This window comes from Chryseobacterium sp. KLBC 52, from assembly GCF_003347605.1.
Lineage (GTDB): Bacteria > Bacteroidota > Bacteroidia > Flavobacteriales > Weeksellaceae > Chryseobacterium.
Genome location: NZ_QDFZ01000017.1, coordinates 21,872 through 39,272 on the forward strand (window position 1 = coordinate 21,872; position 17,401 = coordinate 39,272).

Annotated in this window: 12 protein-coding genes; 3 read left to right on the forward strand and 9 right to left on the reverse strand. The window is 37.5% G+C overall.

The features are described from left to right. The first annotated feature begins 95 nt into the window (after positions 1 to 95). Positions 96 to 3,437, forward strand: coding sequence for a DEAD/DEAH box helicase (locus DDF69_RS17175; RefSeq protein ID WP_114821860.1), 3,342 nt, complete (start codon positions 96 to 98; stop codon positions 3,435 to 3,437). 97 nt (positions 3,438 to 3,534) lie between these two features. Here the strand turns inward: DDF69_RS17175 and DDF69_RS17180 are convergent, their stop codons facing one another. The 5 genes from DDF69_RS17180 to DDF69_RS17205 all read right to left on the reverse strand — a co-directional run bounded on the left by DDF69_RS17180 (position 3,535) and on the right by DDF69_RS17205 (position 8,887). Beyond that, positions 3,535 to 4,845 (reverse strand): T9SS type A sorting domain-containing protein, encoded by a 1,311-nt coding sequence (locus DDF69_RS17180; protein WP_162800958.1) that lies wholly within the window; start codon positions 4,843 to 4,845, stop codon positions 3,535 to 3,537. 240 nt (positions 4,846 to 5,085) lie between these two features. Then, positions 5,086 to 6,261: an acetyl-CoA C-acyltransferase gene (locus DDF69_RS17185; RefSeq protein WP_114821862.1), complete on the reverse strand. Its 1,176-nt coding sequence runs from the start codon at positions 6,259 to 6,261 to the stop codon at positions 5,086 to 5,088. Between the two features lie 156 nt (positions 6,262 to 6,417). Continuing rightward, the gene (locus tag DDF69_RS17190) at positions 6,418 to 6,945 is read right to left on the reverse strand and encodes an endonuclease V (RefSeq protein WP_262510859.1); all 528 of its coding nucleotides are present in this window, start codon (positions 6,943 to 6,945) and stop codon (positions 6,418 to 6,420) included. Next, positions 6,932 to 7,741, reverse strand: coding sequence for a GNAT family N-acetyltransferase (locus DDF69_RS22450; RefSeq protein WP_317048658.1), 810 nt, complete (start codon positions 7,739 to 7,741; stop codon positions 6,932 to 6,934). Before DDF69_RS22450 ends, DDF69_RS17190 begins: the two co-directional genes overlap by 14 nt. Positions 7,742 to 7,846: 105 nt before the next feature. Beyond that, on the reverse strand, positions 7,847 to 8,887 hold the full coding sequence (locus DDF69_RS17205; protein ID WP_114821863.1) for a M28 family metallopeptidase: 1,041 nt from the start codon (positions 8,885 to 8,887) through the stop codon (positions 7,847 to 7,849). 161 nt (positions 8,888 to 9,048) lie between these two features. Here DDF69_RS17205 and DDF69_RS17210 point away from each other — a divergent pair, with 161 nt between their 5' ends. Continuing rightward, the gene (locus DDF69_RS17210) at positions 9,049 to 10,188 is read left to right on the forward strand and encodes an aminotransferase class I/II-fold pyridoxal phosphate-dependent enzyme (protein ID WP_114821864.1); all 1,140 of its coding nucleotides are present in this window, start codon (positions 9,049 to 9,051) and stop codon (positions 10,186 to 10,188) included. Positions 10,189 to 10,325: 137 nt separating this feature from the next. On the opposite strand, the gene DDF69_RS17215 is transcribed toward DDF69_RS17210, so the two are convergent. Next, positions 10,326 to 13,058: a sodium-translocating pyrophosphatase gene (locus DDF69_RS17215; protein ID WP_114821865.1), complete on the reverse strand. Its 2,733-nt coding sequence runs from the start codon at positions 13,056 to 13,058 to the stop codon at positions 10,326 to 10,328. Between the two features lie 135 nt (positions 13,059 to 13,193). Here DDF69_RS17215 and DDF69_RS17220 point away from each other — a divergent pair, with 135 nt between their 5' ends. Continuing rightward, positions 13,194 to 14,915 (forward strand): amidohydrolase, encoded by a 1,722-nt coding sequence (locus DDF69_RS17220; RefSeq protein ID WP_114821866.1) that lies wholly within the window; start codon positions 13,194 to 13,196, stop codon positions 14,913 to 14,915. Positions 14,916 to 14,996: 81 nt separating this feature from the next. Here the strand turns inward: DDF69_RS17220 and DDF69_RS17225 are convergent, their stop codons facing one another. From DDF69_RS17225 to DDF69_RS17235, 3 genes are read right to left on the reverse strand one after another with little or no spacing between them, the layout of a single operon-like run. Continuing rightward, positions 14,997 to 15,608, reverse strand: a complete 612-nt coding sequence (locus DDF69_RS17225; RefSeq protein WP_114821867.1) for an inorganic pyrophosphatase — start codon at positions 15,606 to 15,608, stop codon at positions 14,997 to 14,999. A 17-nt stretch (positions 15,609 to 15,625) separates the two neighbouring features. Next, a complete protein-coding gene (locus tag DDF69_RS17230; protein WP_114821868.1) occupies positions 15,626 to 16,138 on the reverse strand; it encodes a hypothetical protein in 513 nt (170 codons plus the stop codon). Positions 16,139 to 16,162: 24 nt separating this feature from the next. Next, positions 16,163 to 17,338 carry a hypothetical protein gene (locus DDF69_RS17235; RefSeq protein ID WP_114821869.1) on the reverse strand — a complete coding sequence of 392 codons (1,176 nt, stop codon included), beginning with the start codon at positions 17,336 to 17,338 and terminating at the stop codon, positions 16,163 to 16,165. Positions 17,339 to 17,401: the final 63 nt, after the last annotated feature.

Sequence of the window (17,401 nt, forward strand, 5' to 3'; positions counted from 1 at the left end):
GAAGAAACCCAAGAGTTGCCAAAATGGGGTAAGCTGTAGCCAAAACGGATTCTTCAATACATTTGTTTTTTGTAAGTTTGTCCCCATCTATTTTTATGGCAGAATATATTCTTGACAACATCAATATCAGTACACTTTCCGTCTATGACCTGCTGAAACATACCTCAGACAGTGCATTTATCGGGATCAGGGATTTTCGTGAGATTTATCCTGTGGCTATTGAAAACAACACAGGAATATTTACAAAACAGTCTCCACTACAGGATTTTCCAGTTGTTACCATCAGCAAAATAGGGACTTCATTACTTTGTTCCTGCACCTGTGATAATGCCAAAGACCAGCTTTGCGCTCATCAGGCGGAAATTATTCACTGTATTATTGAGGATAAAAATTACCGTCTGTTTTTTGATGAGGCTCTGCGCAAAAAAATATTTCTCCCTAAGGCAAGAGGATATGGTCTGGAAAACGAGCCGGATCTTGACCAGTATTTTGAGCTTGAATACAAAGATGGCCAAATTGAAATATTGCCCAGGATCAAGGAAATGCTTCCGGTAGATGATGTAATGCTGACAAGAGATCTGCTTCCTCAGCATCTTTCTAAACTGGATGAACTGGCTGTACTGGAATCGGGTAAAAAACAAATATTGGTCATCGGTAAACACCGTTATTACAATCATATGACCTTCTCTCTGATGGAGGCAGAGATCACGCAGACAGGAAAAATCAAAAATCCTATCACTCCCGTAGATGCCATGCAACTAATATGGAAAGCAGAGAAACCGGCAGACATTAAATTTTACACTGCTATCAATTCTTTTCAGAATAATTACAATGAAGATTACAATCCGTCTGAACTGGAAGCTTTAAAGCTCATTGTACAGAATCCTCTGGAGCTGGAAGTCTATTATCACGACCGGGAAATCGCAGAAACTGTTTCCGCAAAATCACTTTCCAAGGTTGAATTAAATACTTTAGATGCAGAGGTTCAATTATCTGTATTTAAGAAAGATCCGTTTTTTGAAATCACCGGAGAATTGATGTTTAATGACGTTGCTCTTCCATTTAAAAATATTGTTCTCAGAAACGACTATTTTGTCTATAACCGTAACGTTTTCAGCTTTGTAGATGATCGGGACATGCTTAAAATCATCAGATTTTTTAAGGCTAATAATGAAATTTTACTGGTTCATTCTTCGAAATATGAAGCTTTTATGCAGAATATTCTCTCCTCTATAGAAGAGCGTATTCATATTAATTACAGCTACATACAGCCTGCAACAAAAGTACAGCTTGAAGATAAGAATTATCAGACTGAAAAAGTCATTTATCTCCGTCAGCAGGAAAATTATATAGGAATTACTCCCGTTATGAAATACGGTGATGTAGAAGTTCCGGTGTATTCCAGAAAGCAGATTTTTGATACTGACCAGAATGGAAATCCGTTTAAAATAGAAAGAAATGAATCAGCCGAAGCCCGCTTTACTTCATTGGTGATGCAACAGCATCCTGATTTTGAAGAACAGATGGATGGTTATCAGTATTTTTATCTTCACAGAGATAAGTTCCTGGATAACAACTGGTTTCTTGAAGCATTTGAGACCTGGAGAAATGAAGGAATCATCATACTTGGATTTAACGAATTAAAAAACAATAAATTAAATCCGCATCGGGCTAAAATCAATATTCAAATCACCAGCGGACTGGATTGGTTTAATGCTCAATTAAAAGTAGGATTTGGACCCAAAGAAGCTTCTTTAAAGCAACTTCACCGTGCCATTCGGAACAAGAGTAAATTCATTCAACTGGATGACGGCAGCATGGGAATTCTCCCTGAAGAATGGATGGAAAAAATATCCGCTTATTTTCGGGCAGGAGAAATTGATGAAGAACTTTTAAAAATTCCAAAAATTAATTTCACAGAGGTTACCTCACTGTTTGAAAAAGAAATCCTGAGCCAGGAGATTCAGGAAGAACTTACCTCTTATTCTACGAAGTTTTCAAAAGTAAAAGACATTCCAGAAACAGCTATTCCTGCTGAACTGAATGCTGAATTGAGAGACTACCAGCATGACGGACTGAACTGGCTTAATTTTCTTGACAGCTTCAACTTCGGAGGATGTCTGGCGGACGATATGGGATTGGGAAAAACGATCCAGATCATTGCGTTTATTCTGTCACAGAGGGAAAAACGAGGTCACACCACCAATCTGATTGTAGTTCCTACTTCCCTGCTTTTCAACTGGCAGGAAGAGATGAGCAGATTTGCACCTTCTATAAAAGTTCTGCTTCATTATGGTGCAGACCGACCGAAAACAACGGCTCATATGCCTGATTATGAAGTAGTCCTTACCACCTATGGAATGCTGCTTTCGGACATTAAGTTTTTGAAAAATTTTAATTTCAATTATGTATTTCTTGATGAATCACAGGTGATTAAAAACCCCAATTCTGAAAGATATAAAGCCGCAAGACTTCTTCAATCAAGAAACAGGATTGTACTGACGGGAACTCCTATTGAAAACAGCACTTTTGACCTTTACAGCCAGCTTTCTTTTGCCTGTCCCGGATTGTTGGGAAGTAAACAGTATTTTAAAGATATTTATGCCATTCCTATTGATAAATTCGAATACAGCAAACGTGCTATAGAGCTTCAGCAAAAGATAAAGCCATTTATTCTCAGAAGAACCAAGAAACAGGTTGCCAAGGAACTTCCGGATAAAACAGAAACAGTTATTTACTGTGAAATGAATACGGAACAGCGCAAGATCTACGATGCCTATGAAAAAGAACTTCGTGAGTTTATTGCAGCCAATGATGACGATGATCTGAACAAGAATAGTATGCATGTTCTTACAGGCCTTACGAGGCTCAGACAGATATGTAATTCCCCTGTTCTGATGAAAGAGGGATATTCCGGTGAAAATGCTGTTAAAATCGAAATTTTGATGGAGCAAATCCTTGGAAAGTCAAAAGATCATAAAATCCTTGTTTTCTCACAGTTTGTAGGCATGCTTGATTTGATCAAAGTTGAGTTGGAACGTCATAACATTCAGTTTGAATATTTAACGGGTCAAACGAAAGACAGAGGTGAAAAAGTAGCTCATTTTCAGAACAATGAAGATATCCGTGTATTTTTGATTAGCTTAAAGGCTGGAGGTGTTGGCCTCAATCTTACGAAGGCAGATTATATTTACCTTGTAGACCCATGGTGGAATCCCGCAGCAGAAAACCAGGCTATTGACCGTAGTTACCGTATAGGACAGACCAAAAATGTAATTGCTGTACGAATGATCTGCTCCAATACTGTGGAAGAAAAAATTCTTACGCTTCAGAAAAAGAAAAAAAAGTTGACCCAGAATCTGTTGACCACCGATGGAAAGAAGCTTCAGGGGCTTTCTAAGCAGGATTTGATGGATTTACTGGGATCTGATTCATAATATTGAACTTAAACCTGACAAATAAAAAACCGACAGGTAAAGGACCTGTCGATTAAAAAACAAAAATTGATATGGATATGATTTAGATATGATGTGTCTATTTTTTAATAATCTTTTCTGTGACTGTTTTCTGATTTTTTGTCTGAATTTTAATAAGATAGGTTCCCGGAACAAAACTATCCATTGAAACGGTCATCGAATTACCTTCCAGCATCTTTTGTCCGGACATATTGTAAATTTCGTATTTCTCCAATCCTTCTTTCATCTTGATTGTCACTGAACCTGATGTAGGATTCGGATATATGCTAACTTGGGCTGATGCCTCTTTAGAAACTTCAATGGTTGAAAGGCTCTCAGGCTGAATATTTAAAGTATAATCCTCTGCCTGACCGATAAACCAATCTGAAGGACACGGAAGATTCTTCAAAGCTCCCATCCATGAATTGGATTCATAGGCTTTTACCAGTCTGAAACGGGTTTCTCCCAACTGTGCTCCTGCCGGAATGGTGATATTACCTGTTGTAACCCCGGATTGGTGACCAGAAACCGGATTTGAATTATCCAGATAGCCCAGATTAAATTGCTCATCAGCGTCAAACTGATTATTATGATTAAAATCAATATAAGCATAAGCAGATACGGTAGTCTGCCCGTGTGTGCCTCCTGTCACATTTATTGGATAGCTATTTCCACGATTCACATTGAAAACGGTTGCTGTAAAGTTTTCAAGAACATCAGAATTCCCGTCAAGTGCACTGTTTCTAACAACTCCGGCAAATTCTACCGTACTGATCTCACTCACGGTTGAGCTTGTAATATTTTCAGTACCGCAATAAGGAGCCGGGAAACTCGCTGTATTTCCTATGATATTAACCGTGTAATCTTCCGTCTGCCCTGCTCTTAAACTGCTGTCACAAGCTGAACTTATAGAATTAGCAGCTGCCGGATTGGAATAGGCCTGAACATTGGTATTTTTAAGAACCCTCATTCTTGTGCTTCCACTGGCAGCATTGGCAGGAATCATGATGGTATTGTTGATGGTAAAAGCATTGGCAGGATTAGCCGCTTCAAGCCTTCCGATATAAAAACTTTCTCCTGCATCATCAAAATTACCATTCTGATTAAAGTCTATAAAAACGACTACATCACTTGGAAATGTGCTGGACGGGCCTTTCACCGAGATTGGGTAAGAGCTTCCCGACTGCAGATCTGTAGATATTGTCGTAAAGTTCTCATAAATTTGTGCATTTGAGGACTGAACTGGTGATGAATTATTAATTGTTCCGAAAGTTACATGACTGATCATGTTGCTGTCGGCTCCATACTGAAAGGTTGGCATACAATATTGCAGCTGCGCTTTCATGAGCGATGCAAGTACAATACCAGAAAGAGTAGTTATTTTTTTCATTTTCTTTGTTAAATTTCTTGAGACAAATTTATATTTATTTAGAATGAATAAAAATAACAATATGATGATATTTGTCAGTTTAATAAAAATAGAGCATTTACCTTTCGTTTTTACTCATTGAATATTCTGTTTGATCAATGAATAATCAATCTGTTACCAACGCAAAAGATCTTTCTCAAATTTAACTTTAAGAAAGATCTTTTTATTAGAATAATTGAAATCTAAGGTAATTTATCCCTTTTAGCCTATATTTTCGATAAGAACTGCGGAAGCGCCTCCTCCTCCATTACAGATGGCAGCAATTCCATACTTCCCTTTTTCCTGGTGTAAAACATTCACTAAAGTGGTTATAATTCTTGCTCCCGAAGCACCGATCGGATGTCCCAATGCCACTGCTCCTCCGTATACATTTACTTTGCTGATATCATATCCCAGAATTTTCTGATTGGATAAGATGACTGAAGAATACGCTTCATTAATCTCGAAAAAGTCGATATCAGAAAGACTAAGACCGGTTTGTTTCAACAGTTTTTGAATAGCGATGGAAGGTGAAGTGGTAAACCATTCCGGTGCCTGAGCGGCATCTGCATAGGCAATTATTTTTGCCAGTGGTTTTAAATTATGCAGCTCTATCGCCTCAGAGGATGCTAATAATAAGGCTGCAGCACCGTCATTCAGATTGCTGGAGTTGGCTGCTGTAAGTGTTCCGTCTTCTCCAAATGCAGGTTTCAACAGGGAAATTTTCTCCGGGATCAGTTTATCAATATCTTCGTCTTTACCAACGATTGTAGTTCCCTTTTTACTTTCAATCGATATTGGGACCAGTTCACTAACAAACTTACCATTTTGGGTTGCTTCCTGCGCCCTCTGATAGGAAAACAATGCATATTCATCAAGCTCCTGTCTGGTAAGTCCATATTTTTTCACACCCAGTTCGGCTGCACTTCCCATGTGAAAATCATTGTAAACATCCCATAGTCCATCTTTGATCAATCCATCAGTAAGATTCATATCTCCCAGTTTTGTTCCCTGACGGATTTTAACATAATGCGGAACATTGCTCATACTTTCCATTCCTCCAGTCATAACAATCTGATCCAGTCCAAGCTGGATCTGCTGAGCCCCAATCATCGCTGCTTTCATTCCGGATGCACAGACTTTATTAACTGTTGTTGCATCCTTATCAACAGGAATTTTAGCAAAAATTGACGACTGCCTTGCAGGAGACTGTCCCAATCCGGCACTTAGTACATTTCCCATATACACACTATCAATGTGCTCAGGAGAAAGCCCAATACTTTCATAAGCATTCTGAATGGCAAGAGCTCCCAATTGAGGCGCTGTAAATCCGGACAGGCTTCCCATAAAACCTCCTACCGGAGTTCGTTTTGCTGCTACTATAAATACTTCTTTCATAGATTTTATTTTTGCAATATACCGATCAGTATATTTTTAATTAAAAAAAATCCCTTTTTATATTGACAAAGGAATCTCACAAAGATAATCAAAATATACCAATCGGTATATTAATAAGATAAAAAAAATCTTACTGCTCTGGTAAGATTCTATTGTTTATGCTCTGCTTAGCTGATCAAGTTTTTTTAGCAGTGTGGGCATTCTGTAATCGCCATGCATCTGTTCTACTTTTAATTGAACTTCATCTACATCTATTCCTTTCGCTGTTACAAAAAGTGGCGTTTTACTTTCTCCACGCACCACATTTCTTCGGTGGGAATCAGGAGTTCTAAATTCATTTTTTGCAATCCCAACAATAGGATACTTTTCTTCCAGTTCTTCGTAAAGGTGTCCACCCAAACCAATTTTTCCATCATTATCCAAAGTGACATATCCATCGACAATGATAATGTCTTCTGGTCTTAATGTTATTTTCTTCAACAGACTCAAAATACAGGGCAATTCTCTTTTGTAAAAGGCTCCGCTTTCATATTCTGAACTTACGGGAATCTGTTCTATAAAGACTTCTACTTCTTTTTCAAAGGTCCAGTCTTCAAATGCAATACATACGGTATTGGCATAATCCTCATAATAATAGGTATCAAATGCGTAAATCATATTTCTTTCTTCCTTAAAAAAACTCACCGAAATGCCACAATATCCCAGACGGATCGTGAACAAAACATTCTTTACCCCAATCCATTGTTCTTACAGGAGTGAGTCTTACATTTTCATATTTGTCCGTAAGCCCCAAAGAAAGAAGTTCTTTCCAGAATTCATCTGTATTGGCAACTTCCATAAAGATCATGGTATTATCCACCCAGTCTTTTGCATAGTAATCCTGAAGGTAAAACCCTATTTCTTCTCTTATAAACAGAGATAATTTAGGTTCCAGAACAATTTCTTCAAATCCTAGATCTTTGTAAAAATTTCTGCTGATCTCAAAGTTTTGTGCTCCGACAAAAGGTCTGATAGATTTCAGTTTTGGGGTCATAGTTTTTCTATTTTTCCAGTTTTCATAAGTCATTTCAAACCTGATTTCCCCGTTTCCATGAGTTCCAGCTTCCTTCCAACCAGATTTCCTGTAGAAGATCTCAGCTCTTGTTCCTGGTGAGGTCCCCAGCCATACGGTATCTTCAGTTTGTTCAAAATACCAGTTGAGCATGATATCATGAAGTTTTCTACCCACTCTCTGGTTTTCAAAATCCGGATGTACAAAAAGTGCCCAGATATTGTTCTCTTTCAGATCTGCAATGGAAAAACCAACGATCTGATCTTCCACCTCACAAACCCAACCTTTTCCTCTTTGGAACAGAAACTCTTCACAGTCTTTATCTGTAACCAATCCAGGATCTGACAGCATGTTTTCTTTCACAAAGTTTCTCACAATCTGTATGTGTGGAATATCTTCTGGCTTTGCTTCCCGGATTATGGTTTTCATGGTAATGTTTTTGTTGGCAAGTTTATGGGAATGATTTTTTTTTAACCCTTGTCAAGGTTTTAAACCTTGACAAGGGTTAGAATCAATCCGAATTAAAATTGGTGATTATTTTCTGTCAACGACAATTCTTTCTTCTCTGTTGGCAATATCCCAGGCTGTGGTAAAAATAAGCTGAGTTCTTTTTTCCAACAACTGATAATCAATTTTTTCAGGATCATCACCCGGCTTGTGATAATCTTCATGAATACCATCAAAGAAAAATGCGACAGGAATATTATGTTTGGCAAAATTATAGTGGTCTGAACGGTAATACAATTGTTCAGGATCATTCAAGTCATCATATTTGTAATTCAGTTCCAGGTTATTGGTTCTTTTGTTCGCCGCTTCGTTGATTACTTTAAGCTGAGAACTTAACATTTCAGAGCCAATCACATAGACATATTGTTTTCCTCTGTTGGCAGGATCATCACGTCCGATCATATCAATATTAAGATCAACAACAGTATTGGCTAAAGGGAAAACCGGATTCTCTGAATAATATTCTGAACCAAACAGCCCATGTTCCTCTCCTGTAACATGAAGAAACAGAATGGATCTTTTAGGTCCTTTACCTGCTTTTTTAGCCTGCTGGAATGCTTTAGCAATTTCCATTACGGCTACAGTTCCACTTCCGTCATCGTCTGCTCCATTGTATACCACTCCATTTTTGGTTCCTACGTGATCATAATGAGCAGAAACAACTACAATTTCCTCCGGCTTTTCACTTCCTTCAATAAAAGCTAAAATATTTTCAGAATCAGGAAGGTTTCCCCCTCCTCTTTTTTTCATGAATTCAGAAGGTACTTTCTGATAGTAAGAGCCTAATGCTTTAGGAGCTGAAATACCTAGATTCTTATAATAATTAATCATATACTCACCCGCTTTTTTCTGTCCTTTGCTTCCGGTGTCACGCCCTTCCATATCGTCTGCTGCAATGACGTACAGGTTTTTCTTTAAATCCTCTGCATTAATCTCTTTATAGGCATTGTTAAATGCTTTGTTATGTTTTGTTGAAACAGGATGTGAAGCATTCCCGTCAGATATTTTTGCCGTTCCACAACTGGTCACTACAGCCATTGCCAATAACGGAATAAGTATTTTTCTCATAAAAGATAAATTTCTTAAAAATAATAATTTTTATTGAATCCCGGCATCAATAATCACCAGGACAAAATAATATGCAATTCATTACAAATCTACTAACATATGGAGTTTAAGTATAATTTTGATATTAAAATTTTATTATATTTGATTAAAATACAAAATAGGTGGATAAAATTTACGGATTTACTCATTATTCCTTTTTTACGGAAATGTCCGAGCTGGCAACCAGGCACGGAAGCTTTGATCTTTCTCTGGGACTTCCCGATTTTGATATTGATGAACGCCTGAAAATATTTTTAAAAGAAGCTGCTGAACACAATACGCATCACTATGAACCTCTTGCCGGCAATCCTCTTCTGATAGAAAGCATTATTCGTTTCAATGCAAAAAGAACGCATAAAATCTCTGTTACAAACAAAGAAGTCACCATTATTCCGTGTGCAACCTTTGCTTTATATACTTCTCTTAAATCTATTCTGAATCAAGGTGATGAAGTCATCATTATTCAACCTTCATACTACACTTATGGACCAGCTGTTGTTATGAATGGAGGAATTCCTGTTTATTATGATCTTGATGGAGATTTTACCATCAATTGGAATTTGTTTAAGGATTGTATTACTGAAAAGACAAAAGCAGTCATTGTCAACTCTCCCCAGAATCCCACCGGAAAAGTATGGAAAAAAGAAGACTGGCATCAGCTCTATGAACTGATTAAAGACCGTGATATTTATTTAATTTCAGAAGAAATATATGATACTTACTGTTATGATGAAACCGAACATTATAGCTCTTTCATCCATCCTGGACTCAGGGAAAAGACTTTCTGCATTTTTTCTTTTGGTAAAATGTTTCATACTTCGGGATGGAAAGTGAGTTATATGCTCGCTTCAGAAGCTTTAACAGCAAGATTCCAGTGCCACCAGCAGTATATTTCTTACAGTGCGAATGCTCCCGCACAATATGCTATTGCAAAATATCTCGATGTATTTGATCCGGATATCAATAAAAAACTTATGCAGAAGAAAAGAGATATTTTTAATGAAATGATGAAGGAAACACCATTTCAGATTGAAAAACAAGCGGAAGGAAGTGTTTTTCAAGTAGTTAACTTCAGGACTATTTCTAAAAGCATGACGGATGTGGAATTTTCCAAGTGGCTAACGATTGAGAAGAAGGTTTCCTGCCTTCCACTTTCTGCTTTCTATAATTCAAGACAAAATTCTGATTATATAAGGTTTAGTTTTGCTAAAAAAGATGAATTGATCATTCAGGCTCTGGAGCATTTGAAAAGGAATCTTTGATGTTGCTGCAGTTGTTTTTCCCACAGATCGCACAGATTTTCACAGATGATTGTAGATATTTATTTGTGTGAGTTTTCGTTTTATAATCTAAAAAAGCACCGCCATTGCGATGCTTTTGTACTATTTCTACATTGATTTTAAAGAGCCAATACTCTTACATCAATTCTTCTGTTTTTTGCTTTGCATTCATCAGTATCATTAGCTTCACATACAGGATGTTGTGATCCATAGCCTTCTGCTTCTATTCTGTCTGCTGAAATACCTAACTCAAGCAGTTTAAGTTTGGCTGTCTGTGCTCTCAGATTGGATAGCTTAAGATTACTATCCTCATTACCGCTATTGTCTGTATATCCGCCCAGTTTTATTTTCAGATCCGGATAAGCATTTAAAATTTCTGACAAAGTAATTAATTGAAGTGCGGATTCTGCTTTCAGATCACTTGAACCTGTTTCAAAATAAAGATTTTCAATCGTGTACCACTTATTTGGATCTAAAGCTGATTTATCTTTTTGTTTCACCACATTATAAAGTTGGTAAAGCTGGCTTCCATCACCCAGGGCAATTGTTTTCCCTCCATCCAGTTTTATTTTCTGAATATTTCCTGTTTCATATACAAAGTCTCCGTTTTCATTAAGGTGCCCTTTAATTTCTCCCGGAATGACTGTAATGATTTTAGAATCTCCATTTACAGTAGGTGCAGAACCGGAAATTCCTGTAAGACTTTCAATTTTTGCTTTTCTGTTGGCTTCAATTTTATCTTTATGCAAAACAGCCAAAGTAGGTGCAATTACCAAAGAAACGATTGACATTAATTTAATCAGGATATTCATCGAAGGTCCTGATGTATCTTTAAACGGATCTCCGACAGTATCTCCTGTTACGGAAGCTTTATGAGGTTCTGAACCTTTATAATACGTCTGCCCATTGATATCAACTCCTTTTTCGAAGGATTTTTTTGCATTGTCCCAGGCACCTCCAGCGTTGTTCTGAAACATTCCCATTAAGACACCACACACTGTAGCACCAGCCAGAAATCCTCCCAATACTTCAGGACCAAAAATAAATCCTATTAACAAAGGAGAAACGATGGCGATCGCACCAGGAAGCATCATTTTTCTGATGGATGCATCTGTAGAAATGGCAACGCATTTTTCATATTCCGGCTGCGCTTTCCCTTCCAGAATTCCCGGAATTTCACGGAACTGTCTTCTTACTTCTTCTACCATGGCCATCGCTGCCTGTCCTACTGCGGTAATCGCCAATGAGGAGAAGATAAACGGAATCATCCCTCCTACAAAAAGTCCGGCAAGAACATCTGCCCTGTAAATATCAATACCGTCAATTCCTGCAATACCTACAAAAGCCGCAAACAAAGCCAGCGCAGTCAAAGCAGCTGAAGCAATGGCAAATCCTTTTCCTGTAGCAGCGGTTGTATTTCCTACGGCATCAAGAATATCTGTTTTCTCTCTTACTTCTTTCGGCAGTTCACTCATCTCAGCAATACCTCCGGCATTATCTGCGATAGGTCCAAAAGCGTCAATGGCAAGCTGCATGGCTGTGGTAGCCATCATTCCAGCTGCGGCAATGGCCACTCCGTAAAGTCCGGCACACAGATAAGAACCATAAATTCCTCCAGCCAGTACAATGATTGGAAGTAAAGTGGATTCCATTCCAACGGAAAGCCCGCCGATAATATTGGTTGCGTGCCCTGTAGAAGACTGTCTCACAATACTGGAAACGGGTCTTTTCCCCATGGCAGTGTAATATTCTGTAATAATGCTCATTAAAGTTCCCACTACCAGACCTACCATGATAGCTCCGAATACACCCATTTTCGTAAACTCATGACCTCTGAGAACCATTTTTTCAGGAAGGATATAGGTTACCAGGAAATAAGAAGCAATGGCAGTAATCACAATACTTCCCCAGTTTCCAAGGTTTAATGCATTCTGTACACTGGAAGTAGACGAACCGTCATTATCATTGATTTTTACAAATAAAGTTCCGATCATTGAAAATATAATTCCTGTTCCTGCAATCAGCATCGGCAAAAGAATCGGGGCAAAACCTCCGAAAGCATCATCAGAAACAGTTTCTCTACCTAATACCATCGTGGCAAGAACTGTCGCCACATACGATCCGAAAAGGTCTGCTCCCATTCCGGCAACGTCTCCTACGTTATCTCCTACGTTATCTGCAATAGTCGCTGGATTTCGGGGATCATCTTCAGGAATTCCGGCTTCTACTTTTCCTACAAGGTCTGCACCTACGTCTGCAGCTTTTGTATAAATACCACCTCCTACTCTTGCAAAAAGGGCAATAGATTCAGCGCCAAGAGAAAATCCTGTAAGAATTTCAATAGTTTTTTCCATTTCATGAGAGTCTACTGTGGCTTCAGGGGCAAAAATCTGTTTAATAATCAGAAATAACGCTCCCAGGCCTAGAACAGCCAGTCCGGCAACTCCCATTCCCATTACAGAGCCTCCTGTAAAAGATACTTTAAGGGCTTTTGACAGTGAAGTTCTTGCAGCTTCTGCCGTTCTCACATTCGCTTTGGTAGCGATTTTCATTCCTATAAACCCTGCTGAAGCGGAGAATACAGCTCCTACGGCAAAAGCAATTCCGATACTCCAGTGTGAGTTGGCATTACTGGACCCCATTACTGCCAATAGAATGGCAACTACTACAACAAAGTACGTTAAGATTTTGTATTCAGCCTTTAGAAAAGCCATTGCACCGTCTGCAATATGGCCGCTGATTGTTTTCATTTTTTCATTTCCTGCATTCTGTTTATTGACCCAGTTGCTCTGAAGAAATGTATAAAGCAAAGCTATGACACCAAAAATTGGCACTAACACAAATAGATCCATAGTTTATTATTTTATATTAAAAAATTGAGATTAGTCTTATAAATATAATGAAATTATAAACACATAATAAAATTCACTAATAATTATCTATTATTTCGTAAATTTGTTTCTCACCGTGATTTGAATTAATTATTTATGAAAAGGATATTATACACTATTTTTTTATCTGCAAGTATAAGCAGCTGTCAAAATAAGATTCCACAGGAAAAAGCCGAGATACTTTACTTCGGAGGTCCTATTATCACAATGGAGGATTCTTCTCCACAAGTTGAAGCTGTAGCAATAAAAAACGGGAAAATACTTTTTGCGGGAACAAAATCGGATGCAGAACGTTTTTCAGAGCCAGCGACTAAAATGATTAATCTTAATGGAAACACTCTTCTTCCCGGGTTTATAGATGTTCATGGACATCTTACTTCAAGAGCCGGGATGATGGATGTTGTAGATTTATCTCCTGAACCTTATGGCACTGTAAATTCAATTAAAGATTTACAGACTACAATTAAAAACTATATCAAAGACAAAAAAATTACAGGTCAACAACCCATTATCGGAAATGGTTATGATGATGCAATTATGACAGAACACCGTCATCCTACAAAAGCTGAACTGGATGTCATTAGTACAACCAATCCTATTATTGTTATTCATGCCTCAGGTCATGCCAGCGTAGCAAACAGTGCAATGTTAGAACTTCTGGGAATAACAGAATCCTCAAAAGATCCCGAAGGAGGTCACCTAGGAAGAGACAAAAAAACAGGAAAACTGAATGGAAAATTAGAAGAGAATGCAAGTTTCACCGCTTTATTGACCTTAACAGAAAAAATGAATAAGGGAAAAGATACTCAGGCTCATGCAATGAAAAATCTGATGAAGGCCCAGGATGAATGGCTCAGCTATGGACAGACTACTATTTGTGACGGGAGAACAATGGGAGAAAGTGTTGCTCTGTTAGAAAAGGCGGCGGCTCAAAACCTTTTTAAGGCTGATATTGTTTACTTCCCTGATTATGAATATTTCAAAAAGGATTTCAACAGTTTCAAACCAAAGTATATGAAATATGAAAATCATCTGAAATTAGCCGGATTCAAATTTTCTGATGACGGTTCTCCACAAGGTAAAACGGCCTGGCTCACTCAGCCTTATTTAGTTCCTCCAGAAGGTCAGTCTAAGGATTATAAAGGATTTCCTATTTTTACGGATGAAACCTTATATAACGACCTGAAAGTCCTTTTCCAAAATCACATTACTGCCCAGCTTCATGTAAACGGAGATGCCGCAATTGATCAGGCCATCCGTGTTATTCAAAGGTTGAAAGATGAAAACATTTACAAACCGGAATTGCGGGCAACATTAATTCATGTACAGAACAGCCGCCCCGATCATATTCAAAAAATAAAAGAATTAGGGGTTATCCCTTCTTATTTTTCTACGCATGCTTATTTATGGGGAGATTGGCATTATTCGAGTGTTTTCGGCCCTGAAAGAGCTGCTTTTATCAGTCCGGCCAATTCAGCATTAAAAGCAGGAATTACGTTTACGATTCATCATGATGCTCCGGTTACACCACCCGATCTGATTACAGCCGTATACGCAGCAGTGAATAGAAAAACGCGATCTGGAATGATTTTAGGCCCTGATGAAAGAATCTCTCCACTTGAAGCGTTAAAAGCGATTACCATTAACGGAGCTTATCAATTGCAGGAAGAAAACAGAAAAGGGTCTATTAAAGCTGGTAAAATAGCTGACTTTGTTATTCTTGATCAGAATCCTTTAACCATAGCTCCTGAAAACCTCAGAAACATTAAAGTTCTGGAAACGATAAAAGAGGGAAAATCAGTGTATAAAAGAAATTAACCTGCTGATACAGAATAAAATATTCACAAAAAAAGCAGATGATTTTTCATCTGCTTTTTTATTATTCTAGGGAAGAACATCTTATCCTCCGAATTTATCTGCATAGTCTGTTTGAGAAGCTTTGATCACTTTTCTTGCGTGTTCAGCTCCGTAAACTTCCTGGATTCTGCATTTTGCAGGCTCATCCGGTAAGTTTTTATATGTCAGGAAGTAGTGCATCAATCTTTTTACTTCTGCTTCCGGTAATTCAGAAATATCTCTGAAGTGTCCGAAAGCGTGGTCATTGATCATTACGGCAACAATTTTATCATCTGCTTCACCTCCGTCGATCATTTTGAAACCTCCGATTGGAATAGCTTCCATCAATAAACCTCCGGCATGGATATTGTGAGAACTTAAAACACAGATATCAAGTGGGTCATGATCACCCATAGTAACGTCAGCAGCACCTGATTCTACAGCAAGTCTCATCACTTCCTTATCACAGTATGTTCTTGGAACAAAACCATATAAAGCCGGGATAATGTTAGAGAATTTCTGTGGCCTGTCTACCTTTAAGTATCCTGTTTCTTTATCTACTTCATATTTAATAGTATCTGAAGGAACAATTTCCACAAATACGTTGACAACATTTGGCGCATCTTCTCCTGCAGAAATTCCGTGCCATGGATGTGCTTTAAAATTTGGAATCATTATTTATCTGTTATTTTTTAAGTTATTATTAAAATTTCTTTTCTTAAATCTTCTATGGTTTCAGCAATATAGTCGTTGCTTTCCATATAATTCATGATGAAAATCGTTTTGAATTCATCCAGCTGAACTTCTCCTTTTAGCCCGTCATAGGTTTTGTGAAGCAGTTCTATAATTGCATTCTTTGAGTCTACGATATTCTTCCATGAATTTTTTGCGATGTATAACTGTTGTGAAGAGTTATACTCAAATTCTTCATTGATTGCTTTTTCTGTCAGGAAAATAAATTCATGAACCGCCAGTCCCCTGTCGAACCTCTGGATAAGATTGGAGGGTTTCATTCTGTCCAGAAACAAGGTCATTCTTTCATAAGAATGTGCTTTATTCTCTGAATTTGATTTCACGGTAAGCAGTTTGATTTCCTGGTTCTTAAGCGTAATGTATGAGTGTACAAATTGTCTGAGCAAAACCAGAAAAGGAATTGCAATAATTAATGCAAATGCATAAGGTAAATATCCTGATAGACTCGTCATAATTTTAGACTGCAAAATTACTAATTATTTTCCGTCTTCTAAAGAGTTTTTAAAGATATCCACTTTAGAAATTTGTATATAGACCAATGCAAGCATGATTATCAGATAAAAGCCAAGCATCATCCTGTTTACGAGAGACGGAAAAACCAAAAATCTCAACAAAACAGTTCCATAAATAATTGCAAAAAACAAGGCCTGGGACTGGTTCTTTTTATTATGAAATGAAAAACGATTCGCCAGAATGACTACGATAAAAATCAACAGGACTGGAAAATAGGAAGTATTGAACTCCAGCATGATATTACTTTTAATAAAACGAAAATAATCTGCAAAGGAAAATGGATCAGGCTGCGATACAGGATAAATCTGAACTTTCGTAAACTGATTCATAAAAAGCGTAGACCACGAAACCTGATTGAAAGCCTGTATCAAAAAGAAGGATAGAAATATATACCCGTATGATATCAATAATGAACCTGTTTTAACATGAAGGCTATCTCTATAAAAATAAATAACGGCGTACAGGAATGAATAAAAAATAAAATACTCAGGTCTTGTAAGCACACAAAGCATAGCCAATATGCCTGCGAAGAAGAAATTTTTTCTCAGTAAAAACACATAAAAGCTCAAAAGAAGCAGTAAACATGATAACGAATCTGCTGAAACGTGCCGGGCCGCCTCTGGTAAAGGTTTAAACAGTGAAATTAAAATTGTAAGGATAAAGGCAAGAGGATAATTTCTCAGAATTTTTATCAAAAAGCTGAAAATCAGGATAAGAATGAATGCGTAAGAAATAACTGAAATCAAAGAGATGGAAGCAGAAGCACTGAAACCAAGCTTAAACAATGACCAGCCGATAAAATTATAAAAAGGTTTTACCACAAAAAGCTGTAGCTCTTCTTCGTAGGCTTTGGGATTTTGTGAGATGATTTTATAATAAGTACTCTCCCCTTTTGCTACTTCCTCAACCATAGGATCAACGGGGCCAAGGCCTGCAAAATCGGGATTCTTTTCCCTCAGTTCGTCATATACCTTCTGATGAATTTCTTCAATTTTCATTTCAGGATATTCCGTTTTATAAATCAGCCCCATATACGCTTCCATATCAGTGTTGTAATAATGATGGCTGTACAGGTAGTATGACATAAAGCATACATAGATTGAAAATACAAAAACAAGAATATTCTTCTTTTTTTCCATACACTGATATTATAAGAATACAAATGTAAAAAAACTATCTTTTTAAATCTGTATTCCTATAAA